Raw genomic sequence first — 25,979 nt, 5'->3', positions numbered from 1 at the left:
ATTAAGCGTTAGCTTCTTCGGCTGCTGGTGCAGCTGCTGCGGCTTGACGTTGTTGCACGTATTGTGCGAACAGAGCGTCGAAGTTTACTGGTGCTAAGTTAAGTTGTGGGAAAGTACCACGACCTACTAAGCTACCTACAGCTTCACGCGCATATGGGAATAGGATGTTAGGGCAGTATGCACCTAATGAGTGAGCCAGTTGTGGCTCAGTCAGACCTGCGATTGAGAAGATACCTGCTTGTTGTACTTCACACAGGAATGCAGTTTCGCCAGCGTTTTGTGCAGTCACAGTCAAAGACAGAACCACTTCGTATACGTCGTCGGCTAATTTAGCGCTGCGAGTGTCTAAATCTAACTTAACTTCTGGATTCCATTCTTTTTGGAATACAGCTGGGCTGTTAGGTGTTTCGAAAGAAACATCTTTAGTGTAAACACGTTGGATGTTGAATTGTGGGGCTTGTTGTTCGTTGTTTGCTACTTCAGCCATAATTTCCTACCTATCCTATCAATGTTATGCCAACACTTATCTGGTTGGCTTTTTTGTCTATTTAGCTGGGCTTATGCTTTGATGCCTGAATGAGATCTCAGTACCGTCCCAACGTTCCCTTAACGGGGTACTTTTGAAGTCAATCTAAATACTTAATTTAAGCCCTTAGTGACCACAGGATTAGTATGCCAAACAATGATGACGCAACTGCTGCACAATCAATTAACTATGCAGCACAGCGCATAACTGCCGCCGACAACTTATCTTTTGCTTTTTGAAACAGGCATATTCGCTGCCTGCCATTCACCCATACCACCTTTCAAGTTATACAGGTTTTCAAAACCTTGTTTACTTAAAAGCTGAGCCGCTTGAGACGAGGTCATGCCAGCATTGCATACCAGTATAATGGGACTACCTTTAAACTTTTCAAGGGCAGAAACCTGATTATTTTTGATATCCGCGAGCGTAACGTTAACTGCATCAACAATATGGCCCTTGCGGAATTCGTCATTAGAACGCACATCCACGACTTTGGCGTCTTGTCGGTTCACCATAATAGTGAGTTCTTGATGAGTAACATTTTTGATTTTTGAAAAGCTCGATTTGATCACACTGACCACAAGCATTACAAACAAACCCACCCAAGCCAGACTTAGCATAGTGTGAGCCTTAAAAAATTCGATATATTCTTGCATGGTTACAGCCCGTATAAATGGCGAAAAATTCGATAAGGGCACAGAGTATACCCATTGCCTTGGCAGATTGCAGCAGTTTAGTCACAGTTCTAGAACACAGCTCAGCCCTTGCGCCATCTCGCTTCTCTTGGCGCTCACAGAATCCGCTGAAATAGCCATTCGATGACCTTAATCTAGGTAAAGCGCTTTTTCGTACCCCGCTTACGTAGTAATATTTAACCAATTTCAGATTTCTTTAGCTTCCTTAAACTTTAAAGGTATCACCATGACGACAACTAAACGTCCAATCGCGTTGTTGATCCTCGATGGCTGGGGTTACCGTGAAAATACGCATATGAATGCGATTTACCACGCCAACACACCAGTACTCGACCGTCTCAACGCCCAATATGCCCACGGTTTAATTTCAGGCTCAGGCTTAGATGTAGGCTTGCCCGATGGGCAGATGGGGAACTCTGAAGTAGGCCATATCAACTTAGGTTCTGGCCGAATCGTTTACCAAGAGCTGACTCGTATCAGCAAAGCCATTGCAGATCATGAGTTTGAACAAAACCCAGCCCTTTGCGATGCCGTAGATGCGGCCATCAAAGCCGGTGGTGCGGTGCACATTATGGGCCTGCTCTCTCCCGGTGGCGTACACAGCCATGAAGAGCATATCGAAGCCATGTGCCGCATGGCAGTAGCACGCGGCGCCACTAAAGTATACTTACATGCTTTCTTAGATGGGCGCGATACCCCACCTCGCAGCGCCAAAGGCAGCCTAAGCCACTTTGATGATCTGTTTACTACATTGGGCCATGGCCGTATCGCCTCGATTATTGGTCGTTACTTTGCTATGGACCGTGATAACCGTTGGGACCGCGTGTCACAGGCATACGATCTGATCACCCAAGGCAAGGCGAAGTTCCAATACGATAACGCCGTGACCGCGTTAGAAGCCGCTTACGAGCGTAACGAAAACGATGAGTTTGTGTCGTCGTCAGCCATTACCGACAGCGAAGGCAAGGTTGCCAGCTTGAACGATGGCGATGCGCTGATTTTCATGAACTTCCGCGCCGACCGTGCTCGTCAAATCACCCGCAGCTTTATCAATGCCGATTTCGACGGTTTTGAACGTGCAGTGACGCCAAAGGTTAACTTTGTAACGCTGACCGAATACGCGGCTGATATCAAAGCACCTATTGCTTATCCTTCTGAAAACCTAGTAAATACCTTAGGTGAAGTGCTGCAAAATCGTGGCCGTACTCAGTTACGTATCTCAGAAACTGAAAAATACGCCCATGTGACCTTCTTCTTCAACGGCGGTAAGGAAGAGCCATTCAACGGTGAAGATCGTATCCTGATCAACTCACCTAAAGTGGCAACCTACGACTTACAACCTGAGATGAGCTCAACCGAGCTGACGGATAAGTTAGTCGCAGCGATTGAATCCGCTAAATACGATGTGATTATCTGTAACTACCCTAACGGTGATATGGTGGGTCATACTGGCAACTTCGATGCGGCGGTTAAAGCCTGCGAAGCTGTCGATGCCTGTATCGGCCGCGTAGTTGACGCACTGGCAAAAGTAGGCGGCGAATGTATTATTACCGCCGACCACGGCAACGCCGAGCAGATGACCGACGAAACCACTGGCCAAGCCCATACGGCGCACACCAGTGAACTCGTACCCTTTGTGTTTGTTGGCCGTGACGCCACCATAGATGAAGGTGGTAAACTGAGTGATGTCGCCCCAACGATTCTGCACCTGATGGGTGAAACCATTCCCGCAGAGATGACGGGTAAGCCCTTAATCCACGTTAAAGAGTAGTTGTTACCTAGTGAGCACTCGACTCCCCGTTAAAGCCAGCATTATTGCTGGCTTTATGATGTTATCTTTCTCGGTCTACGCTTCTGATTTGGAGAAGCGTCAGTCCGAGTTGAAATCCATCCAAGCGCAAATCAACCAACAACAAAGCGCGCTTAAAAACACCAGTAAGCAGCGGGAAAAGTTACTCGCACTGCTACGCAGCGATGAAGAGGCGATTGCGGCGGCAGCCAAAAAGGTCAATAGCACCAAAACCAGTTTGGCGCAGATTGATAATACGCTTGCCGAACTCAAGCAACGCCAGGAAGAGTTAGAAACCCTCAAGGTGAGCCAGCAAAATACGCTTTCAAAACAACTTGCGAGCGCATACCTAGCCGGTAACCACGATTACACTAAGATGATGCTGAATCAGCAAAGTCCCGCCACTATTGAGCGGATGTTGGCCTATTACCAATATCTCAACAAAGCGCGGATGAAGTCGATTAACGAGTTAAAACAAACCATCACAGAGCTGGATGAGATTAAAGTCACCCAAACCAGCAAGCAAAAACAATTAACTAAGTTGATGGCCGAGCAACAAGTGCAATCTAAGCGCTTGAATCAAGAACAAGATCAACGCCAATTAACCCTCAATGAATTACAGCGCACCTTAAATACTAAAGGTGCCGAACTCGAACAACTGCAAATTGAAGAGGCCAGCTTAAAACGGGTGGTTGAACAAGCGCTTAAGGCCATGCGTGACAATCCTTCGATGGAAGGCTTCGATAAACAAGGCGGTAAACTCAAATGGCCAACAAAGGGCCGTGTTACTGCTGGTTTTGGCAGCCCGAGATCGGGCCAAGTGGTGTGGAAAGGCACTATGCTCTCTGCGCCCGAAGGACAAAATATTCGCGCGGTTTCTGGCGGTAAAGTCATCTATGCCGATTGGCTTAAAGGCTTTGGTATGGTGATGGTGATAGACCATGGTAAAGGTTATATGAGCCTCTACGGCCATGCGCAGGCCCTGTTAAAAAGCCCTGGAGACATGGTCAAAACCGGTGAAGCAATTGCTTTAGTCGGACGTTCGGGTGGACAGACAGAGCCTGGCCTATACTTTGAAATAAGGTATAAGGGGCAAGCGGTCGATCCAGCCAAGTACTGTCGTTAATCAGTACTGTCGCTAAGGTGGCCGTCCCCATCAACATCGGGGACGGCTATGAAACATCTAATCCGCAATATCGTCTGCCTTGGACTCGGCCTAAGCCTAGGCTTATCCATTAGCCTCTCCAGCCAAGAGAATGCCAAATCATATCAGAGTGACTTCGACTACCCGCTATTGCAGGATGTATTAGAAACGGTCGAAACCTATTACGTTAAAACCGTTTCCAAAGATGAGCTGGTGCAAGCGGCCATTAAAGGGATTTTTGAGCACTTAGATCCCTATTCCAGCTTTTTAAATCACCAAGAGTTACTCGACTTAAAAGACTCCAATCGCGGCGAATACTTCGGCTTTGGCTTTGAGGTCGCCAGCGATAAAGACCATATCAGCATTATCGCGCCCTTTGCGAACTCGCCCGCCGAACAGGCAGGTATCCAAGCGGGTGACATCATTATCAAGCTAAATAACACGCCAACCACCGAAACCAATCTTGCGGATATCCTCAATCAAATCAAACAACATAGTCTGAGTAATCAGGGTATTCACCTCACACTGAAGCACCATAATGATGACGCCCAGTTCGAGGTATCACTCAAACCAAGCACTATTACGATTCAATCTGTCGCCAGCAAATTACTGGATGGTAATATCGGCTATATTAGGCTCAGCAGCTTTCAAGAAAACTCCACCGAGGATATGGTGCGCAGTTTAAGCCAGTGGCAAAACGCGCATCTTACGGGCTTGATTTTAGATTTACGCAATAATCCCGGCGGCTTGCTGGATCAGGCAATCAAAATTGCCGACCTGTTTTTAGCTAAAGGACGAATCGTCTCAACCTCAGGCCGCTTCTTCGATGCCAATTCCGACTATTACGCCTCCCCCCAAACCATGCTGACCAATGTGCCTATGTTAGTGCTGATCAATAAAGGCTCGGCCTCCGCCTCCGAAGTCCTCGCCGCAGCACTACAAGAGAATGGTCGCGCCAAGCTGCTCGGTGAAACCAGCTTCGGCAAAGGCACAGTACAAAGCCTGATCCCCATACTGAACGACGGCAATGCCATCAAGCTCACTATCGCCCAGTACAACACACCCAAAGGGGAAAACATCCACGCTATCGGCATAGTGCCAGATATCAAAGTTGCAACCGAAACTGGCTCCAATCAAAAGAATATGGCTATAATCGACGCCATCTCAGCACGAACCGATGTCAGCCAAGATAACATAGTCATTTCCGCTATTGCTTGGATACAACATCATGACTAATAAGAAGAAATAGTGCGTCTATTTTATATATTGGCCCTTTTGGCTATCAGTATTGCGCCAAGCAATGCAGCTCAAATCGCCTTAATCATCGATGATATCGGCTATCGTCACACCGACGAAGCCGTGCTTTCACTCCCCAGCGCAGTCACCTTATCGGTGCTGCCACACACGCCGCTCAGCAATAAGCTAGCCAAAGCCGCACACGCCAAAGGCCACGAGATTATGCTGCACTTACCCATGCAGGCGCTCAATGGTAAAGCCTTAGGGCTTGGCGGTTTAACCAACAAAATGAGCGAAGCACAGATACGTAGCAGTGTACTTGCTGCTATCGCTAGCGTGCCCTTCGCTAAAGGTGCCAACAATCATATGGGGAGCCTGCTGACGCAGCTCGATGATCCTATGTTATGGGTAATGGAAACGCTAAAGCAGAAGCAGCTCTACTTTATCGATAGCATGACAACCAAATTCACTAAGGCGGGAGATAAGGCAGATTTACTCGGCGTGCCACTGCTACGACGCCAACTCTTTCTCGATAATGACGTCAGTGCAACAGCACTGGAAAAACAGTTTAACTTGATGATAAGCCAGGCTCACGCGCAAGGCAGTTTAGTGGCCATCGCGCATCCTTACCCCGAAACCATTCACTTCTTAAAAACGAACTTAGCACGCCTAAAGGCGGAAGGAATTGAGCTAGTACCGACATCACGCTTGTTGCCCATCGAACTAGCCCATGAGAAAGGCGCTAATCCAACTGTAAGACAGAAATAGTCATACCTGGCAGCAATGCTAGCAACTCATTTCGATTGCTTACAATGTCCTCCAAGCTGTATTGATCGAGCACACTTAAATACGCCTCAACCGCTTTGGCTAATACGCCCTTCAACTGACAGGCGGGAGTGAAGCGGCAGTAAGGTTTGCTGCAATCAATCGGTGCCAGCGAGTTCTCTAACGCACGAATGAGTTGCCCAAGATTAATCTCGCTCGCTGGTTTCCCTAAACGAAAGCCCCCCATCTTACCGCGTATGGTTTCTAGATAACCTAACTTGCCTAAGTGATGCACAATTTTCGAGACATGATTTGGTGACAAATCGAAGACCTCGGTAATCTCAGCGATCCTAAAAAGGGTTGTTCTATCGGGCTGAACCGCCAAATACATCAGCGTGCGAACACCAAAGTCGGTATAGCGTGTTAACTGCATAATTCACCTGTCAGCAATAAACTATTGAGATGTTTGAGATTCAAGGTTTGTGATCAACCAGAGCGCCTCTTCGTTTGAATCCCCACAGACATCTAAAGACGCTTCAAAATCACTACAAACCGCAGGACGATCAGGCGAGCCGAAAATCAAACATAAATTGTCATCACTGAGCTGCACACAGCGCTCTCCAGCCGCCTTACCATTTGGCATACCAGGGATCCCACTGCTGATTGAAGGCGCAATACAGCAAGCACCGCAACCTAGACGACAATTCATTTTATTACTCGTAAAAATTGGTAAACATTATACCGTTTAATTTATCTGAGGGCAGAAACACAGTTCAATACTGCCAAGTGGCGCACAACCACCTCACCCACAAATGAAAAACTGACCTGTCCAGCCGTAAAAACTAGCAGTCTATCATAAAGAAAACCGCTAAACCCTTTTAATAAAAAGAGTGGTTTCAGAATAACTTACATAAACGAGGCTGAGTAAAACACCGCTGAAAGTGAGTCTGAGCAGATTTTTCAACGCATAAACGAAAAAAGCCTCATCTTTCGATGAGGCTTATCTCTTGTGTTGGCGGAGCGGACGGGACTCGAACCCGCGACCCCCGGCGTGACAGGCCGTGCAGATATGGATTTTAGTGCGTTACCTATTTTACCTAAATTGTTGTCAATTGATTTAATTAGCAATATTCGAATGACAATCGGACTAAACATTAACGACTATTAACAACAACTTGGTGGTCACAGTCACGAAAACCAGTCTTTTCACTGATCAACATTTGATCGATTTTGATAACTAAAAATAGTGTTAACTTCATATTTAAAGCAAATATGCAGTCACAGAGAGCTACATTCTGTTAACCAAAATGATTTTAAAATAGTAAGACAGGCATGGTTTTTCAGTGAGTGTAATCTTGAGCTTGTCTCCAAAATTGATTGAACTAGTTGCCCCCCGATATCACCAGTAACCGTGCTAACAACAGGTGTTTCCAGTTAGTGAATTGTCATTGCAGGACTAGGAATGATCCATTGGAAAGTTAAATAATTCACAACTTTAGGGGCTTGTTCATAAATCCGATTATGGAAAAAACCAGATCACGATCACATAAATCGATCTTTTTACTGATCAACTTTTGAGCACACTTGGGAGGTGAAAAAGTGAGCCCTATATTAAAGGAAGGACGCAATCACAGGAAATGGAATTCTGATGGCCCAAATAATTTTAAAGCTCCAAAAGAAGTATCAGGTGAACTTACATCCAGCAGCTAGAAAAGCTTTCGATGTAATGCAATCATTACCTGGGTTATGTAATCTACATGCCTTACCTGCAATTATCAGGTCTGAATTTGCCTCCCAAACAATAAATTGTTTGGAGTACATAGATTCGAAAGCCAGCATCAATAAAGCAAAACACCATACCAGAACATTTCAGTTTTATAGTCCTATCTGGGCAGCACTTTTTTGGGAAAATGGTCGCCCACCAGAAGGTACTCTTCTGGTTTTAGAAACAAAGATTCAAGATCAATTGACGCCTGAAAGCGTCGAGAAAAAAGCATGGTTATCACTATTGCAACTGCTAAGTCTATCCATCAATTCTAAATATGTTGCCGCCTTTATTGATGACTGGCGTCAAGGCCTACCAGAGCAGTTTTCACGAGAACTCTTTGGGAAGAATACACTACCTGACCAGCTATTTTGTGATTTGTTATCTATCTCGAGAGGCACTCTGGTTCAGCAGCGCCAGCGCCAGTTTCCTAAATGCCCAATATCTGATTCTGTCGATATTCTCGCCGAATTAGCAATGCCATGGGAGCCTAAATAATGACTCCTCCTGCACGCAACACCAGCAAAAAATTAAAGGAATTTTTAAGCAAATATTTTGCGCCAGAGCATTTAAATCCAGAGCTCAAGCAAACGCTGTTAATGCAACTAGCCTATAGTATTCAAGCATTTCCAGCAGGCTATTGGGAACAATTCGAACTAATAGATAGGCTAGTAAAAATTCTGATAACAAAAATGCCTTCAGGCTCCGTCAGTAACACTGAAATATTTGGAATTTTAAAGAAAAATAAGCATCTTACATCATACCCATTTGCTGCCACCATTTGTGCAGTGTTACCCCCCAATGCCACACCACAATGGAGAACGAAATACACGTCATACCAATCGATTGTTCTTATCTGTTGTTTCATCCGCTATACCCATAACCAGCAACTCGCAACCTCAGGAAATGAAAATGCATTACGCGAGCTACGTCTGGTAGCGATGGACCCCAAGCATCGAAAACTATTAGATATACTGCCAGAATTGGATGACGCATCATCAGTTGAACTACTGGTGTCAAAACTTAAAGAACTACGAAAGGAAAAATATCCTGCCCCGCAAGAATACGGCCTTGGCTACTTGGAGTTAGTGCTTAGAGAAGCAGTATCAGGGAGCAAAAGACGACGAAGAAGAATTAGAATACCTCCTATTTCAGACCCTGACACCTTCATCGAACTTAATCCCGTTGATGCATTTGAAGACGCAGGACTTGAGGTTAAAGAACTATGTGTTGCATCCACAAAACCGACGACCGCTCAAGAACGAGATGAGGCAATATCGGTAACAGCCGGTCGAACATTTCGTATTGAAGATAAACCCTTAACGAATAAACTAAAAACAACTCCTTCCCCATCCTCAAGAGCTGTACGGGCTATACAGCATAAGTGTCTGACCGAAAAACTCGGCATTATGCAGTTATCCTTAAATTGCAGTTACAATCAACTGACCGAATGGGATATATGTCATCTCATTCGTTTTACGACCAATGGAATTAACACTGGAGTAAACCCAGATAGCTGCTCAACCCTACTGCTGTGCCTGCTATGCGGTCGAGATCCTATCTCCCTAGGACAATCTTCAAATACATTTTGTCTCACACATTACAAAAATCGCCCTTGCATATCTCTAACCCACACAGTACCAGCAAGCAAACAAGATGTAAGACTAGAAAAATGTTTGAACAATATAACAAACCATTTAGTGCTGCCGCTCCCTCAATTTTTACAAGATAAGCTTACTCAAAACGTGGGCACGGCAGAGTTGAAGTCAGTCATTAGTGACATCAACAAGCAACACCGATGTCGTTTAAGTCTCGGAAGAATCACCCGTTTTCTTGAACACTGGTATATCAATCATGGACTAGATCGTGCCGAAGTCGGACTCATAAAAGGGCGAGCCCCCCGAAACCAGCCTGCACTGAGCTATTCAAATTTCGATGCAGATAAACTGATTGAAAACCACCACAGATACGTGAGTTCAATCTTCGAGATGGCTGAGATCGCTTCGCAACTCCCCGAAGTAAAGCCCATCAAAAAGCAACTGGGAAGTGCATTACATCTCCCCCCACGGACCTTACACAATTTTTTTCGCGTTTTGAGGAGTCAAATTCCTCGCCCGCGAAAGCAATCTTTGGAAGAACTCACGACACTACATAATCACTATGTCTGCTACGTATGGGCGCTTTTGACGTTTGCAACCGGTCACCGCGATGTTAATGCACCAATGGGACAGCGTACCGATTTCAACAGCCATAACAATACCTGGTGGATTAGCGATAAAGAAAACCGACATGGGATATCTGCTAGAACGCTGATACTTCCACAGACTGCAGTGAAGCAACTTGAACATTATCTACAACATCTTCAAGAGTTGAAAAAACGCAGTCAACTCATCGCAAAAGATATTTTCAAACGTGCAGACGAGGCAATGACCGGCAGCGGAAATCTTCTATTTTTTATAAAACATCAAGAACAGGACAACATCCCCCAAATTACGCAAGAACTCACGCCTGCCAGAGTAAAAGCATTTCTTGGAGACCAGTTACCCTGGCCTGGCAACTGGGGGAGGCATCACATGCGTAGCGAATTAAAGCGTCTCGGTGTTGTTCCGGCAGAGATAGATGGTTGGATGGGACACGAAGATATTGGAGAAGAATCCATGGGTCGTCATAGCATGCTATCAACTCAATACCTCAACCGTATTGCTCAGCATATCGAAACGCTACTGAACACTCATGAAATTACGGTGGTTGATGCATGGAAAACCCGCTGATCCTTCCACATGAACAGAAATCCCTAGTACGGTTATTGGGGCATCAGTCCAGAACTGCTGCTCGGCAAAAAAGTCATATAACGATAATAAAACAAGCTCTGGCCGTACTTGAACATCATCTACCTGAACTGTTTGAAACACCACCGAAATACGACCGATTTTCGGCTGTTTGGCCACAGGTTGACTCAGATCTGCGAAAGGTCCTCAAATCGGAAACAGCTTACCGCCGAGGATATGCTTTTATCTGCAGACAACTAGAAACGGGTAACCGACAGGGACTTTGGCAGATCAATCCTCCCTCAGACTATCTCACCCTTCGTAGAGTTCGACCGCTTAGAAATTTGACTTGGCAACACAATACTTCTGTTTTCGCATCAAAAATTGACGGTTTGCTAGACAAGCTTGATAAAACATCCGATCCCCAACAATGCTTTGCCAGATTGCTGATGAGTTGCATTTGCTATGGTGGTCTGAATCGACCTAGGCTATGGCCCGCGCTGGCGAAGGCATTAAATAGCGATAAACCATTAAATGGCAATAAAGACCTTTGCTGGCTAACGTTGAGACCAAGTCCAGGGCAGAGCTTTGCCAGTAATCTTTACACCGTTCAAGACGATTTCGAACCTAATAAAGCTCAGGTCGAGGTTCATTTTTTCCCCGATCCAATAAGTCTCGGGCTAATAAAGCCATTTCTAAACAGCCGAACAAGAAGTTGGCGCCCCCCAAAATCAGTCAAACAATGTTTAGAGATAATTAAGTCAGAACTTAAACTCATTCTTCCAAAAAAACAGTTTCAACAAGGTGGGATTTGTTTTGCAGAGGCTCAGCCTAATGTCGAGTTACCACAGGTGTTGGTAGAGTATTCGTTGGGACGTCAAAAAAGCGCATCCCTACCCAATGCCTACTGGTTAAGATTATTTAAAGGTGCAACGGGACCTTGCAACGTAAGAAGCTTTGCTCAATTCAAGAAATGGTATAATTCAATACAAGCAGACTCTTCAGTAACATCGCCATCACACCGTTTTAAACTAGGTAACCGATACCTGCTTAACCAAATAAGAGAAATATTTAAGCAGAATAACGCCAATCCCCAAGGAAAGCGCCAAGTTGTTCTTCATTTACAAGAACTAACACAAGCAAGCCTCTGCCCTAACGAAGAGATCCTGCTTCAATGGCTCATTCACCACCTGACTACTGAGAAAAATGAAGTATCAACAGCGAATAGGTACTTTGGAGCAATTGGAGGCCACTGGTTGGCTGCGACCGCAGAAATTGACTTATACAGCCTGAGCAGTGAAGACTTTATCGAACTTTATCAAGAAATTTTGAATCGTACTGATAGTCAACATGAACTGCACTATAAAGCGCGTCGGTTTGAGAACCTACATTTATTCGCACAACAGAGATTTGATCTCCCTCCTCTTAATCAGCCACTCAGCGAAGGTAGCAATATTACTCCCCATGTAAGTGCAGCCATTATTGATGAGCCACTGTTTTCAGCCCTGCTTCGCCAAATCGATTACATAGACGATTTAGACCATGCAGCCCAACGGATGTTAAAATGCTATTTGCTCATTGCCTATCGTACAGGTCTTAGACCCGGTGAAGTCGCCAAACTGCGTCTAAAAGACATTGAGCCTTCCTCTATCGGATGGCTATTTGTTCGTGAAAGCCGCCACGGGCATAACAAAACCGACTCTGCACTTCGAAAAGTGCCTTTATTTCCTTTGTTGACCGACAACGAAAAAAGTTTAATGGAAAGCTATCTTAGGGATCGCCTTATGGCTTGCCATAAACGTTATAACGAATTGCTCTTTCACGAAGAGGCTAATCCCTTTCAAGTTGTCAATACAGGTCAAATATCCTTGATGGTGAAAGAGATATTGTCTCAGTTAACCGGCGGAATTTATTATCGTCTATATCATCTTCGCCATACAGCATTGTCCAGACTTCAACTCCTTGCCCATGATGACTTAATCACATTACCTGAAGTTATCAAGACGATGTTGCCATACCCACCGTCACAAAAAAGGATAATATCTAAACTGATATTTGGTGAAGACCGGTTACGAGACAGATATTCTGCGCTGGCAGTGTTTGCTGGCCATAGCAGTCCAGACACCACATTCAGAAGCTATCTACATTTTACCGATTTACTGCTAGGCAGCCATTTGGCAATAAACGCTCAAGAAATACCTGAAGACACAGCAAATATTGTACTTGGAGTACGCCCACACCGTTATAAAGTGATGCAAAAATCAGGAAACATCACTCCTGTGCGTTTGCTGCCATTTTTTAGAAAGCGGCTAGTCCCTTTTATGGGCCCAGTGAGCGGCATTCGCCAAAGTACAATCCGCCAGAAAAATCAGGTTGTAAAAAGCAGTCACTACAATCAGGCCTTGGCGGTACTCAGGAGTATTGATCTAGGTCATGACTATCAAGACGTTGCCTTTCAGTATCGCCTCACTCCTGAACGCGTTAAACGCTGGATAGATGCTGCAACTGCACTTCGGATGTTAAAAACACCACGAGGTATTGGCCGATTATTTTCAAACAGACGTTGTAATGCGCTGCTACCCGCAGACCCCATTGATATTTCTGTTCGAAAGGATATTTATTCAGCCCTACAAGTATGTCGCGAACTCAAGTCGAGTCAAAAAGGAAACGTCGAATTACAATGGGCTATTCAGTATTACTTAACGCATACAACCAGCAGTAACCCGTCGATTTTCTTTAACAAAACAACAGAGTTTCAGCGATTTATGGCAGTGGTAAGCAAGCTTTTTACTTGGAAGCGCTGGCACCTTAGACTGCATTATCAATATGGAAAACCCTATAATCAGTGGAAATGCCACCGCAACCTTCAGATAACCTGCTACACGTTACAGAAAATAAATGAATATCCAGAAGGATCTGGAGCATTATTTTTACGTCACATAAAAACACGCGGCGACGAAGCAATAAGCCAATATTCCTCCCCGGCACTGAAAACCTTATTCCACCAGCTGGCGATTATCCTGTTCAAAGCGGAGCAAATAAAGCAATGGGAACAGAGTTAATGTCACCAAGCGTCATCCGAGCCGCTTATACCATTGATCGTTCATAGCAGAATGAGCGTACCAATGATGTGGAGGCACATCTGCAAAAGCGGTGCGCCAATGGCATACTTCCATGGAGAGATTGTCGCATAGTCTCACCATAGAGGCCGGAATATATGCCTCAGAGCGGCGCCCGATCTTGACCGATAAGCAACTACTCAGCGCCTCAAAAATCTTGGGAGAATTTCGATACAACAACGCTAATGGCTCAGCCAATACCATAAAATTGTATGACTCGTGTGAACCTGCAATGCCATCCCGAGTATCTGCATTATAAAAAAGGTGAATTTTACCTATGTCGTGTAAAAGGCCTCCAATAAAAGCGACGCATACACTTAAAGGCCCAACATTGTATCGCCAGCAAAGCATTGCTGCAGTAACAGCCACCTCATGGCTATGTTCCAGTAATCCACAAGCATGATTATGATGATGACTTCGGCTCGCTCTGGCGTTAAAAAACTGTCCCATCAGCTCATTGTTGAGTAATACTGCTAAGTAAAAGCGTCTTAATGCCTCATCATGGATAAGTCCCAAAATCCCCCAAATATCGATAATGATTGACTCACAACCTGCGGGGACAAGTTTAAAATGATGATGCACAGCAGCTTTATCGGTAACCTCATGGATATTCAAGGTTATTTTTACCCGCTGCAAATCATTGCTAGGGCTCCACTGAACCATCACCAGCTGCCCCTCAGGGTTTACACCTTCCATAATATTTGGGGATAGCTCTAGTGCATAAGACTGTCTTAAGCAGCTAAATTGCCACAATTCTACCTGTTTTCTCCGCTCTATCAGATGTACCCAGGCCAAGTCATCAGCATTATTTGTTCGGGATTTAATATTCATTTTGACGACTCCCCTTTTGGACCATTGCCAATCAACCGTTCAAACGCTGCGCCATCTTGCCCTAATAAATTAGGTACATAGCGAGAATACACTCTAAATAACATCCCCGTATTGGCATGTCCTAACTGCCGAGCAATCCATTCTGGACTCTCTCCTGCTGCAAGCCACAGGGTTGCAGCAGTGTGTCTGGTCTGGTAAGGATTTCGCTTTTCGAGTGCCAAACTTTCTAGCAGTGGATACCAAACACGCTTGGTCACATTCCGATGGCTCAGTGCGTCTCCACGGCGGTTACAAAAAACGAATTTACTCCGAATTTTGGTTAGCTCACTTTGGGCCTGAAGTGCTTCATATACAGGCTGATTCATTGCAATCGCGCGGTCTGAACTTGACGTTTTAGTTAGGCCAAGGCTGCCACGAACTAATGACTGGCGGATGTGGATCAATCTGTTCGTAAAATCAATATTTTCCCACGTCAGACCATCGATTTCCCCTGTGCGCATACCTGTAAAAAATCGAACGGTGTAGTAAGGGCGAAAATCATCTCTTACACCCTCGATAATCCGATATACCTCTACCAACGAAAATGGTTGAATATCCGTTCGCGGCATAGGTAACGCTTTGATATTTCGCCAAGGAGTCTGAAACCCAAAGCGCTCAGCAGCCTCATTTAGGATTAATCGTAAATAAGTCATGATGTGATTGATTCTTGAAGCTGACAGCGAACGATTTGTGAGTGCATCGACCTCACAAAGACTTAGACGCAAACCCAAAATATCCTGCTTACAGATAGTGGCTATCATCTTAGTCCCCATCGCGGGAATGAGGTGACACCTTAAGATCCCCTCTACCGTCTCAATTTGACTCTCGCGCCATTCTACCCGCTTCTCGTCCAGCCAAAGATTAGCAAAGACACTAAACAACATGCGCCCACCAGCAGCATGGAATTGACTGAGTTTAGCTAACTGGGCGAAGTGTTCGACTTTAGGGCTATTTGGAAAATGATGCCGATAATCAAATGAACCAGCTTTCATTTGCTGTTCCAGCATTAACAACAGTTTATTTAATTTTTGTCGATTCGCCGGAGTATCGGCAAGACTGGTCTGCTCTCGGCAACGTACACCCTTATAGCGAAAATCTAGATAAAGTTTGCCATCTCGGCTATTTACAGTTCCCATGGCAACCCCCTAGTTCAGCTGATTTATCAGATCATGGGCAGAGGCTCCAAGCAACATAGACTCCTCAACTCGCTCCCATATGTAGAGAATTTTTCGTCCGCCAAAAGGCCGAATGTAATGCACACCTTCAAACAGCACAGCATCCTTTAAGCATTGGCGGATAGTACGAACGTCATAGCGGATACGCGCAGATAGTTCTTCAGTTGTAAGATAGGTATATGGCATAATCAAACCTCGCTTTTTTCTCTTCTAAAAACAAAAATGACCCACAGAAGAGAATTTAGCACTAAAATTAATCATTGCAAGTCATTTTTCTCTTTTGTAGGTATTTTTTCTTCTCAAGGAGGATTTTATGGTAAAGTGTCACTTGTCTCGGATCTTGGGCGAGAGAAAACAAAAAATAGCTGAAGTATCACGAGATACAGGTATAAACAGAAATACCCTCCACCGTCTCTACAATGAAACGGCGACAAGAGTGGAACTTGATGTAATTGAGGTACTTTGTAAGTATTTAGATATACAGGTGGGTGATCTGTTTGAGCTCGATAAGTCCAATAATTAATATTGAAATGTGTGTTACGCAATGAATGTAAAGCATATTTTCTAGCATACTCAGCTATCCACAGTCTCACTGCGGATAGCAAAATGCGCTTTATATTTTATTAGCAGCTTCTTATCTCTCTGTAACATAAAGATGTGTTTGGCAGTCTGGACAGGGGTTAACCTTATTACGAATACCGATAAACATTTTGCCGCAACCAAGGCACTGGCATTTGAGCTGTTGATGTACAGGGATAGATAAAACATGGCTTTCGGTAGTTAATTCTTTCAGTGCCTTATTGATATCTTCATCTCTCTTAGCAATACACGCCTTCTCTCGGGGATGATAATACCAATCTTTAGCCTTGATACTTGTTTGAAGCCAACCTAATAACTGGGCTCTGGCGGTTCCTAGTTTTCCTGTTTTGGCCATCGGCTGATGGTAAAAAAACGTTGATAAAGCATCGATATTGAGTATTGCTGCACCAGCATTCAACTCTTGTAATAATGGCCTTTCGAGTTGGCATTTGCGCCCTCGGTATTCCAAATAGATCACTAGAGAGGCTTTATTGAATTCATATAAAGCATCAACTTTATGCCCGCAAAAATCAGCGTCTACCGTGAGCTTTACACCCGCAGAGCTCTTTAACTCCAGCTCTTTAAATACCATCACTTCGGGAGGAAATTGTTCTCGTAAAACCTTTGGTACACTAACAGGCTTAAAATATGCAGGTAACTTGAGTGATGCGCCTTCCCGCAGCAATTGATGGATCATCATCCTCACGGAAACTTCAAAAGAAAATTCGCAATCAACTATTTCTGCTTTAGGTGTATTTCTGGTGTGGTGAGTAAAGTGCCATTCTCGCTCATCTCCCTGATGGGCGGACAAAGGCAAATGACAAGAAGGGCAAATACAATCGCAGGCCAGCCCCCGCTCGACCTCTGCAACATCTTTCCATTCGCCAGTGGTTTTATCCTGCCCGAAAGGTACGCCTAATTTCATCTCAGCCATCCTTGTTTAAATCAGGTCTGTCCAATAACGCCATTTCCATCTCAACCCGTACTTTATATATGACAGATAAAATTCCACAGAGTATCAGCGACAGACCTTTTTCACATATTCCATTGTATTTAAAATTAAATATATCTAACGGTTAATGCACTCCATGCATTCTTGTTCATAAGCAAGTAGATGCCGGTAGAACGTTTCACCACAACTCTCACAAGGAATAAAATTAGGTGTATCAAATAATATCTGTGCCCAATCCTCATCAAAAAACCTAGAGCCAATATTGTGCCATTGGCCTTCGAGCTCAGCACAAACGGAGACTCGGGGCGATGTTTCCTCAGCAATTAACATTTCAACAGCGAGTTTAGGTGCCTTGCGTCTACCTTCAAAACGCCACTCTTGTAACTCATTTCGCTCTTCAGCCGTAAATGGCGCGACTAATAATCCCATGTCGCTTAACATACTGAGTAAGCCTTCATATCGTTCAAGCTCACGTTGAAGCTTATCAACCAACAAAAACTCACCGTCAATCCCACCCGCAGCCAAAATTGCACTCATTCTGACCTGACGCTCTCTATTACAAATAGGGTGGCCTTTAACAACCTTAAAAATCGCTGCACCGTTATCTTGCGCTAAAATATTTAGCCATAAATATAATTCCGGCGGGCTCATAAGCAGCCAAGCTTGGCATTGAAACTGAGTCATGCTCTGAATAGAACATTGCGGCGCAAAGGGCATTTTTTCGACGATGAATGTAGGCAAAAATATTGAGCGACCAAAGGAGCGATTTAAATAGCGGATCCCAAATTCAATTCCCTCATCAGTCACGCAGAACTGTATGTCTTCAATATCATCCGTTAACTCAACTAACTTTAACCTCAGCAAGTCATCCGTCAATGAGCTCGGCTGTCGAGTGTTTCTTGGGAAATAAGCATCATATGAATGAATTACCTCCTCTCGGCTTACTTGAATACGTTCAAGTTCCGCAATTTTTTCATCCTTTTCTTCGATAGCTTGCTTTAAAAAAGATATAGCTTGTATTTCAAATAAAGCATGAACTGCTGGCATATCAGTCTGAAGTACATCAGTCAGCACATCACAATCAAAACTGGGATCACTCAAGAAACTGATATAACGGGCAAACCAGCGCAATCCAAGCTGAGTTTCAGGGTCATCGTCACGCCAATCTCGAAGTGCGAGGTGGAACAACCGTTCGCGGTCATCCCATTCATCAAGTGCCGGATTTATCTCCGCCCCTAATCCTACCAAACGGTCCATTGTGGCAAAGTCCCGCTTTTGGTAGCAATGAGCCAGAATCGGCATTGCGTTATAACCAAAACGGAATTGCCAATCGATATTCAAAAATGGGTAAAAACGCTCATACAGGGGATCTAACAACCACAGATGGGGTGAAAAATAATGATTCGAATCATAATGCCCTACAGATGCAGCTATTTCAGCATGCTCGTTATCCAGCATAAAATCACAATTCACTTCAATATCGGGATGCAGCAGTAATAAGTTGAATATTGCCTTGCGTTGATAAGCAACCGCCATTGCTAAGATGTTATTTTCAAAGTGATACGCGGTGAGCTCCGTCAGTGCCAATAACACAATTGTCAGTTCAATATTGTCGTTTTTAATGGCAGTCTCAAACGCATCCTGCGCTTGATCACTGTCATCAATCAGTGCATGAGCAGCAGATACAGTGTCGCATACAGCCACCGTTGTAGCGTCTGCAACGCTTGCTAGATCAGCGCTAACAATCACATCCTGCATTTTGGTTTGTAACCAGCCATCCATTTTGGCCGCTAGTAGCCATTCGATATCGAGCAGATTTTTCTTCAGAGTCATTATACTTCCCATGTTCTCTTTTACCCTGCATTGCAGGTTATATCGTAATTAATTCCACGTAACTCAAATGATATTTGCACTTAAGCAAATACATCTTATTTCAGTCATTTTTATAATTAGTGTTACTGAGCTTAATAAGTGCTTTTAAATGTTCGGGACTCATTGCAGGTGTTTCTGTATGTAACATGGCATGGCAGTTGGGGCACACCGGCAACAGATCAGTGATGGGATTCACCTCTCTTACATCATCAGCCAGTGCCAAATCCACCCTATGATGCACATGGATAAAACCACGCCCGAGTTCGCCATAAGTGCGTTCAAAATCAAAGTCACAGATCTGGCAAATGGATCCAAAATGCGCAATGCAGGCACGCCTTGCTGCCGGGTCTCGCTCGTGGACTGTGAGCTCTATGGTTTTCACAGCGCCTTCGTGATACGCAGGCCCTGGTGCTTCATGCGTATCAGTAAGGCTTTGTTCTGGCTGGGCAGCGCCTCTATTCCCTGCTGGCTCACTGTCGTTTGAAGATGGCTGAAGTGCAGTAAAAGCGCTACCGTAAAAGACTTCGGCACGGGTTTGAAACTCCGCCAGAATGCCTGCAAGTTCCTTCTGTTTGCCAGCGCCCTGTGCATTGTAATAGCGAATATGCCCTGTAACTGACTGCAGTACAGCAGCGAACTCATCGACATTCATCTCGCCCATAAATCGCTGGAGATAATATCGGGTCGCGCTGTTACTGATGGTTTTTTTGTAGGTTTCACCGGTTGGCATAGTCTGCAGCGCACTAAGGTAAAACGAGGCCGATGTGTGGCCAAGGCCCGTTTCAACCATTAACTCAATAGCCCGAGAACGATTAAATCGCCCTTCGCGCATGGCTTTGGCAATATCAAAAGCCGGTTCGTATTGTTGCGGGGTTATTTTGGCCATAATTCCTCCATGAATCGGTAATCAAACTCCTGCTAGTATCGCCTCACCACCAGTGGCGCCGTGTTCTTGCTGTTGAAACTCAACGACTGACCAGACAAGGTCCAGATCTATACGTGACAATGCCATATAAAGCTTATGATCCCAAAATTTCCCCGGGCTCCGCTTTAACGTGTCCGCAGAGGGAGCTATACGCTTTCTTTCAACTAGAGCCTGAAAATCGAGCAAATTTCGGGGGCCGATATTGTCTTCTACATAATGTTCCAGCGGCAGATAACGCCCTTCTACCAGATTTTTGATCTCAAAAACATCATTCCACGTGTCCAATTTGCTCTTTAGAACAGGGTCGTCTGACTCAAGCCTCACCCTGACTTTTGGAGAAGTATCGTTAAGCTCAATTTCCAAATCCACCAGCTCACTTGCGCCTTCGGTATAAGGGTAAAAACTGTGCCTCTGCTGTCTGGCTGCACTACAAAAAAACATGTCTTTGGTCTTTTTAGCGTCCTGATTACAGGTTCGGCATATTGGAAACAGGTTTTTCGGGTGCACCGCAAAAATGGGGTATTTGGATTTGCAGAGCAAGTGGTCGTAGTCTGCGCGCCACTGTTCTTCATCAGGAGTATTGGCTCTAAAAGGGGCAACGACCTCAAGGCCGCAAGCCCTGCAAACCTGGCCGTTAATTGCCTTAAAGGCCGTAAAATGACTGTCAATATTCACGCCACCAGCAGCGGCTATGACACCAACTAAGGCTTTGGTATGTGTATAAAGGTGGTAGCACAAGGTTTGCAGATGCGTCATCAACGCAGCAGACAAAAATGCCAGCAGGTCATGCTTTCGTTGCTGAAACAAGCCTACTAAGTCCTGATTGTCACTCACGGTTTCATATAGCCTTCGTCTTAAGCCCTCCGACTCAGTCTGCAGGGCTTCGTGCAACGCTTTAAACTTATCGTGGGTAAGCTTTCCTTTGTCGGTAGATGTTCGCGCATTATTCCAGCAGGCCAATCCCAGGGGGGTATCAGATAAACTCTGACGATTAAAACCTCCAGCTGGTATCGCATTCTCAAGGAAATACAAAAGCTCAGCATTGAGCGCCGTGAACACAGCAAACTCTGGGGTACTGGCCTCCAATGGAAACAGCATTATGACCCCAGCTTTTTAATGAGATAGGCCTTCTCCGGTGACTTGCCCAAGGTTTCGAGCCATTCAACAACACCGTGTTCATCCTCTCTAATCCTGCGGCGGATCTCTTCAACCACAGAGTGAGAGATAAGTGATTCGAGCCCAAAAAACTGCTTAATCAGCACATCAAAAGAAGCGCCATAAGTCTCTTCAGAAGGCGGTCGGTAACCTATGGTGCGGTCCTCATTGCGCTTGAACATGAACACACTTTGCTGATGCAGTGAGGAGATCATAAAGGGGGAATGGGTGGCGACAAACACCTGGCCATTTTCATTATCAGGCCCTAACGCTTGCTGCAAAAAGCGGTAAAAATGGGTACGCCAGGCAGGATTCAAATGTGTTTCCGGCTCATCGAATAAAAACAGGGTTTGCTCATCTTTATACAGCGTTAGGATGGCTAACACCTGCAGCAACTGTGCCTCACCGTCGGATAAGTCATCATAACTAACCACCCTGCCGTCTCGATCTGCCAGCTCCAACAATTTAACCGCAAGCGGTAATTTGGACTTCAATGGCTTCTTCACCGGGCCAAAATAGTTATCGTTTTTGAGCTCACTGCGTACTTTAGGGTCTAACGCCTTTAATCCCAGTTGTTGAATACGATACAGGCGTTCAAACATCCTCAGGTCACTGTCAAGATTCGACTGCAACAGCAATCTGGTGACGTCCCCGTCGCGAAAGTTCAACTCAATTTTTCCACGCAGATATTCGAGGTCAAACTCGTCATATTCTTCATCAGTTGTGCGCGGCCCAATCCCCTCAACATTGTAAGGAAGCGCATCACCAATAAACTTTTTAATATCTCGTGTCAGGTCCTCTTCTATCACCCAGCTTTTGAGGTCATATTCCAGTTTCATTAGCGCTGGCGAATTAAAAGTAATCCCTTCCAATGCCTGCACTAAGTGTTGACGGTTCGAGATAGCCAAAGACGCGATAGCCAATTGCGCACTGTCATAGTCAAGATAAACTTGGGTACTTGAACGCAATGCTGTCTCGATAAGTGATAATTGATTTACGTAGGTTATCCGGTTATCACCAGTGCCAATTTCGGTAATATCCTGAGCAAACAGATGAGGGTATCTGCGAAGAAAGCGCTGATTCAATTCTTCAACATTTTGCTGATAACGCTGCTGGCTCTGTTCATCATTGCGGTAGCGAATATCTTTATTTAATTGTCTTAATTGCTTACGCCTGCCTGCTCTGGCCATGAGGCCTTCATAGAGCTGATTGGCGTTTTTCAGAAAACTGCGCTGCAAATTTTCATTCAAGCCAGACGAATAACCCACTACACGTGGTAATGGTAGAGCATCCAAAGGAATTAGAAAGCGCTCGCCATTACTGCATGCGAATACCTTCGGAGCCTTGCCTGTAGCAGCAACCTCAATACGGTATTTCGGGTTGATCACGCTACCAAATTGGGACAGCGGTCCCCATGTCAAATCACCAAAGTCATTGTTGTTATCATGGAGTTGGTACTCTAGGGTAAAACCAAAGCCAAGAGGCGTTTTCACTTTAAAATCTGGCCGCTGAGCCCGCTCCAAAAAAGCGAAGCATTCTGCAATTAACTCAAGTAGCTGCGACTTACCCGAACCATTCAGCCCTACCAAGGCAATCGCTTGACCAATGGACTCGGAAAAATCAAACGCTTGGTCTTTTAATCCTTTATATCGACCAGTTAAACTCAGCGACAGCAAACGCATCAGGCTTTCTTCCCTGTCTTTTTACCTACCAATGCTGCACGCTCTGCTTTGATTTTTTCAAGCAAGGCCGCGGCGCTGTTGTCGCCACTTATAAGCTCGGGGTTGGCGGCGCGCCAGTCGGCGGTGAGTTCACCTCTGAACGCCTTGGCCAGAATCGACTGGGTCAGGTTATTAACCCGTGCTAAGGCTGCATTGGCTTTTTGTTCGATGCTATCGGCGAAGGTGAAGAGTTCATCCACTCGGCGAACGATTTCGGTTTGCTCCTCAAAAGTTGGTAAATTGACACTGAATTTCCTCAAGTGAGAAAGTGAAACAGTTTTTTGTGCAGTTCCTGTGGCAACTGAATTCGCATACTTAAAAACATCTGGTGAAGCGAGGTAAAAAGATAGATACCTATAATTGACCTTGTTATGGTCAGGCTTAATTATTGCTATATGTCGCTGAAAACAAAATTTAGCTGGTGAATTAACTATCACAGGAATTCCGAATGAGCCTGTAACAGTGTACAAAATATCATTTACTTCAGGCCTTCTAATATCTTTCAAAGTTTCATAGTATTCTTCTGGGACATATCTGCTTACTGAGTCGAAATTAATTTTCCCATTGCTTATATTTGATATAACTAGGAAGGGAATACCATATTCCGCTCTTGGTGGCGCTTGATGATCTCCATCAGATACACTGCTGCAAACCTTGGCTAAGGTGACAACGCTCCAACACGTATCTTTACTTTCCCGCCACTCTTCGGTTAATTTGCCGCTGACTGCCGCGGAGAGGACGGATTGGCGGAAGCTTTTTAGGATCTCGGGGATGCGCTCGAGGCGGGCTTTGGTGGTTTCCACCTGCGCCAAGAGGGTATCCAACTTGTCAGCTATGACTTTTTGTTCGGCTAGGGGGGGGAGAGTTATCGGATGCTCTTTGATAAGTGCCTGAGAAATGTTGGGCTGAGCCCCCCCCTTTCCCTTGGCGATGAAATTATCTTTTTCATTGTTCAGAAAATAATATAAGAACTCACTAAAGGTGATGCCCTCAATTGGGGTACCTACACCACAAGCTTGGTTTGTCGTAGCGTCTATACCCAGAATTGACGTCCTTCCAATAGTTGCTCCATACATTGCAATTGCAACTGAGCCTGTTGGAAAAAACTTTGCACTGGAGTTTTGAACTGCAGACTCAGAAATAAATTCGCTGGCCTTGTAAAGCACTCTAGGCCCCAGATCTCCGGTTTTCACCCATGGGATATCACCTTCATAATATGAAGGCTTGCTTCGGGAAGGTGTACCACCAGATCCCCAGGTAGCTACATTTTCTAACGTTGTTAAAGCCCAACTATCAGGCAAATTGACATCACTCATCATTCCGCCCCCAACGCCTTCAATAAAGCATCCAGCTCTTTGAGCGCAGCGCTTAGCTCCTGTTTGGCTTCCCGCGCCAGCACATCCGGCTCGGGCAGGCTGGCGGCATCGACGCTGTCTTTGTCTTTGAGCCAACTGATATCGAGCGAGTCGCCCTTGTGCTCGCGGATCCAGTCGCGACTGAAACAGCGCCAGCGAGAATGTACCAGCCTATTATCCACGCCCTTGTTTTCATCCGCGTCAGCGATTTCCACCTGTTCGGCACCAAAGCTGTACTCGCCCTCTTCCCTCGGGCTTGTGCCATCGGCCTTGGCGCCATAGACACGCTCGAAGGGGCCGAGGTGCGGATCGCTGCCGTGGCTGTCTGCACCATCGGAATCCACAAAACCCAGAGCCGCGTTACCAAAGGGGGTGCGCTTGCCAAAGCTTGGCATATTGGTGCGAAGATCATAGACCCAGACGTTTTGGGTGCAGTTTTCCTGTTGGTATTTGTCGCTGGCACTGCCCTTGGTGAAAAACAGCACGTTGGTTTTTACGCCCTGGGCGTAAAAGATGCCGGTGGGCAGACGCAGGATAGTGTGCAGGTTGCACTTATCCATTAAGTCACGGCGAATGTCGGTGCCCTTACCCGCTTCAAATAAGACGTTGTCGGGCAGCACCACGGCGGCGCGGCCACCGGGCTTTAAGTTGCGGTAGATGTGCTGCAAAAACGCCAGCTGTTTGTTGCTGGTATCGAAGGTGAGGTCATCACGGGTGATACTGGCCTCACCGCCCTTGCTGGTACCAAAGGGCGGGTTGGCGAGGATGATATCGGCGGCTTTAAGGCTTTTACCAGCATCGCCAAGGGCGTTGCCCAGATGTACCACGCCTTCATCGTCGCCTTCCATGCCGTGCAGGAGGCAGTTCATCAGCGCCAGACGGCGGGTGTTGGGCACCAGCTCAATGCCGACAAAGGCTTTTTGGCGCTGAAAGCGCTGCTCTTCGGCCGTTAAATCAAACAGCTCGTCGGTGTGGGCCTTGATGTACTGATCGGCGGCAATCAAAAATCCGGCGGTACCGGCGGCGGGGTCCTGAATAAGCTCACCCGCCAGAGGGCGAATGCAGCGCACCATGCTGTTAATCAGCGCCCTTGGAGTAAAGTACTGACCGGCACCGGACTTGGTTTCACCAGCGTTTTTCTCCAAAAGGCCTTCGTAGAGATCGCCAAGGCCATCTTTGCTGGCGCTGAACCAGTCGATTTGATCCAGTGAGCGAATAATTTGCTCGAGGTGGCGCGGCTCGCGCAGACGGGTTTGGGCATCGGCATAGATAGCAGCGATGAGCGGATCTTCATCTTTGGCCAAGTCCAGCAGCATCTGGCGGTAGTGGTTCAACAGGTTCAGGCCAGAGAGTTTAGAAAGCTGCGGCCAGCGGCAATGCTCCGGCAGGGTGTGGGCCGCGAGGGAGCCAGACGCTTCGTTCTCGTGGACCATTTTGATAAACAGCAAGAGCACCAACTCGGTGACGTAATCGGAATAGTTGATGCCGTCGTCGCGCAGCACATCACAGAGGTTCCAGAGTTTCTGGACGATATCGTTATTGGTCATGAATTGTTCTCAAGCTCGGCA

The 25,979-nt window shown here is 45.7% G+C and carries 22 protein-coding genes; 8 read left to right on the top strand and 14 right to left on the bottom strand.

What is annotated here, in order from left to right:
* Position 1 precedes the first annotated feature (1 nt).
* Both secB and FJD32_RS00420 read right to left on the bottom strand, forming a co-directional pair.
* On the bottom strand, positions 2–487 hold the full coding sequence (secB, locus tag FJD32_RS00425) for a protein-export chaperone SecB (RefSeq protein ID WP_011620882.1): 486 nt from the start codon (positions 485–487) through the stop codon (positions 2–4).
* A 260-nt stretch (positions 488–747) separates the two neighbouring features.
* Positions 748–1,182 carry a rhodanese-like domain-containing protein gene (locus FJD32_RS00420; RefSeq protein ID WP_037414466.1) on the bottom strand — a complete coding sequence of 145 codons (435 nt, stop codon included), beginning with the start codon at positions 1,180–1,182 and terminating at the stop codon, positions 748–750.
* Between the two features lie 265 nt (positions 1,183–1,447).
* On the opposite strand from FJD32_RS00420, the gene gpmM reads away from it, so the two are divergent.
* The 4 genes from gpmM to FJD32_RS00400 are packed head-to-tail and all read left to right on the top strand — an operon-like array spanning position 1,448 to position 6,158.
* On the top strand, positions 1,448–2,992 hold the full coding sequence (gpmM, locus tag FJD32_RS00415; RefSeq protein WP_088586455.1) for a 2,3-bisphosphoglycerate-independent phosphoglycerate mutase: 1,545 nt from the start codon (positions 1,448–1,450) through the stop codon (positions 2,990–2,992).
* A 10-nt stretch (positions 2,993–3,002) separates the two neighbouring features.
* Positions 3,003–4,136 (top strand): peptidoglycan DD-metalloendopeptidase family protein, encoded by a 1,134-nt coding sequence (locus tag FJD32_RS00410; RefSeq protein WP_037414470.1) that lies wholly within the window; start codon positions 3,003–3,005, stop codon positions 4,134–4,136.
* 48 nt (positions 4,137–4,184) lie between these two features.
* A complete protein-coding gene (locus FJD32_RS00405; protein ID WP_088586454.1) occupies positions 4,185–5,390 on the top strand; it encodes a S41 family peptidase in 1,206 nt (401 codons plus the stop codon).
* A 12-nt stretch (positions 5,391–5,402) separates the two neighbouring features.
* A complete protein-coding gene (locus tag FJD32_RS00400; protein WP_088586453.1) occupies positions 5,403–6,158 on the top strand; it encodes a divergent polysaccharide deacetylase family protein in 756 nt (251 codons plus the stop codon).
* Here the strand turns inward: FJD32_RS00400 and FJD32_RS00395 are convergent.
* Both FJD32_RS00395 and FJD32_RS00390 read right to left on the bottom strand, forming a co-directional pair.
* Positions 6,133–6,588, bottom strand: coding sequence for an Rrf2 family transcriptional regulator (locus tag FJD32_RS00395; RefSeq protein ID WP_088586452.1), 456 nt, complete (start codon positions 6,586–6,588; stop codon positions 6,133–6,135). The two genes, FJD32_RS00400 and FJD32_RS00395, sit on opposite strands and share 26 nt — an antisense overlap.
* 21 nt (positions 6,589–6,609) lie before the next feature.
* A complete protein-coding gene (locus FJD32_RS00390; RefSeq protein ID WP_011624688.1) occupies positions 6,610–6,864 on the bottom strand; it encodes a YkgJ family cysteine cluster protein in 255 nt (84 codons plus the stop codon).
* Positions 6,865–7,803: 939 nt separating this feature from the next.
* Between FJD32_RS00390 and FJD32_RS00385 the strand changes: the two genes are divergently transcribed.
* The 3 genes from FJD32_RS00385 to FJD32_RS00375 are packed head-to-tail and all read left to right on the top strand — an operon-like array spanning position 7,804 to position 13,750.
* Entirely contained in the window at positions 7,804–8,418 is a 615-nt protein-coding gene (locus FJD32_RS00385; protein WP_140906708.1) for a hypothetical protein, read from the top strand.
* Positions 8,418–10,691 carry a hypothetical protein gene (locus FJD32_RS00380; protein ID WP_140906709.1) on the top strand — a complete coding sequence of 758 codons (2,274 nt, stop codon included), beginning with the start codon at positions 8,418–8,420 and terminating at the stop codon, positions 10,689–10,691. Before FJD32_RS00385 ends, FJD32_RS00380 begins: the two co-directional genes overlap by 1 nt.
* Positions 10,676–13,750, top strand: coding sequence for a site-specific integrase (locus tag FJD32_RS00375; RefSeq protein WP_140906710.1), 3,075 nt, complete (start codon positions 10,676–10,678; stop codon positions 13,748–13,750). Before FJD32_RS00380 ends, FJD32_RS00375 begins: the two co-directional genes overlap by 16 nt.
* Before the next feature lie 12 nt (positions 13,751–13,762).
* Here FJD32_RS00375 and FJD32_RS00370 read toward each other — a convergent pair whose 3' ends face one another.
* The 3 genes from FJD32_RS00370 to FJD32_RS00360 are packed head-to-tail and all read right to left on the bottom strand — an operon-like array spanning position 13,763 to position 16,038.
* On the bottom strand, positions 13,763–14,638 hold the full coding sequence (locus tag FJD32_RS00370) for a TraI domain-containing protein (RefSeq protein WP_140906711.1): 876 nt from the start codon (positions 14,636–14,638) through the stop codon (positions 13,763–13,765).
* Positions 14,635–15,813, bottom strand: coding sequence for a tyrosine-type recombinase/integrase (locus tag FJD32_RS00365; RefSeq protein ID WP_140906712.1), 1,179 nt, complete (start codon positions 15,811–15,813; stop codon positions 14,635–14,637). The genes FJD32_RS00370 and FJD32_RS00365 overlap by 4 nt, the downstream gene beginning before the upstream one ends.
* A gap of 9 nt (positions 15,814–15,822) precedes the next feature.
* Positions 15,823–16,038: a hypothetical protein gene (locus FJD32_RS00360; RefSeq protein ID WP_014611844.1), complete on the bottom strand. Its 216-nt coding sequence runs from the start codon at positions 16,036–16,038 to the stop codon at positions 15,823–15,825.
* Between the two features lie 127 nt (positions 16,039–16,165).
* Between FJD32_RS00360 and FJD32_RS00355 the strand changes: the two genes are divergently transcribed.
* A complete protein-coding gene (locus FJD32_RS00355) occupies positions 16,166–16,375 on the top strand; it encodes a helix-turn-helix transcriptional regulator (RefSeq protein ID WP_014611845.1) in 210 nt (69 codons plus the stop codon).
* 111 nt (positions 16,376–16,486) lie between these two features.
* Here FJD32_RS00355 and FJD32_RS00350 read toward each other — a convergent pair whose 3' ends face one another.
* The 7 genes from FJD32_RS00350 to FJD32_RS00320 all read right to left on the bottom strand — a co-directional run bounded on the left by FJD32_RS00350 (position 16,487) and on the right by FJD32_RS00320 (position 25,958).
* Positions 16,487–17,356: a hypothetical protein gene (locus FJD32_RS00350; RefSeq protein WP_140906713.1), complete on the bottom strand. Its 870-nt coding sequence runs from the start codon at positions 17,354–17,356 to the stop codon at positions 16,487–16,489.
* A gap of 144 nt (positions 17,357–17,500) precedes the next feature.
* Positions 17,501–19,216, bottom strand: a complete 1,716-nt coding sequence (locus tag FJD32_RS00345) for a hypothetical protein (protein ID WP_140906714.1) — start codon at positions 19,214–19,216, stop codon at positions 17,501–17,503.
* Positions 19,217–19,316: 100 nt separating this feature from the next.
* Positions 19,317–20,141 carry an HNH endonuclease gene (locus tag FJD32_RS00340; protein WP_205403021.1) on the bottom strand — a complete coding sequence of 275 codons (825 nt, stop codon included), beginning with the start codon at positions 20,139–20,141 and terminating at the stop codon, positions 19,317–19,319.
* A 21-nt stretch (positions 20,142–20,162) separates the two neighbouring features.
* The gene (locus FJD32_RS00335; protein ID WP_140906715.1) at positions 20,163–21,278 is read right to left on the bottom strand and encodes a hypothetical protein; all 1,116 of its coding nucleotides are present in this window, start codon (positions 21,276–21,278) and stop codon (positions 20,163–20,165) included.
* The gene (locus FJD32_RS00330) at positions 21,278–23,017 is read right to left on the bottom strand and encodes an AAA family ATPase (protein ID WP_140906716.1); all 1,740 of its coding nucleotides are present in this window, start codon (positions 23,015–23,017) and stop codon (positions 21,278–21,280) included. The genes FJD32_RS00335 and FJD32_RS00330 overlap by 1 nt, the downstream gene beginning before the upstream one ends.
* Positions 23,017–24,375 (bottom strand): restriction endonuclease subunit S, encoded by a 1,359-nt coding sequence (locus FJD32_RS00325; protein WP_205403020.1) that lies wholly within the window; start codon positions 24,373–24,375, stop codon positions 23,017–23,019. The genes FJD32_RS00330 and FJD32_RS00325 overlap by 1 nt, the downstream gene beginning before the upstream one ends.
* Positions 24,372–25,958: an N-6 DNA methylase gene (locus FJD32_RS00320; protein ID WP_140906718.1), complete on the bottom strand. Its 1,587-nt coding sequence runs from the start codon at positions 25,956–25,958 to the stop codon at positions 24,372–24,374. The genes FJD32_RS00325 and FJD32_RS00320 overlap by 4 nt, the downstream gene beginning before the upstream one ends.
* Positions 25,959–25,979: the final 21 nt, after the last annotated feature.

Origin of the sequence: Shewanella sp. LC6 (genome assembly GCF_006385735.2) — a bacterium.
Taxonomy (GTDB): Bacteria; Pseudomonadota; Gammaproteobacteria; order Enterobacterales; family Shewanellaceae; genus Shewanella; species Shewanella xiamenensis.
The sequence above is the reverse complement of the archived record's forward strand: the minus strand, read 5'-3'. Positions and strand labels throughout refer to the sequence as shown.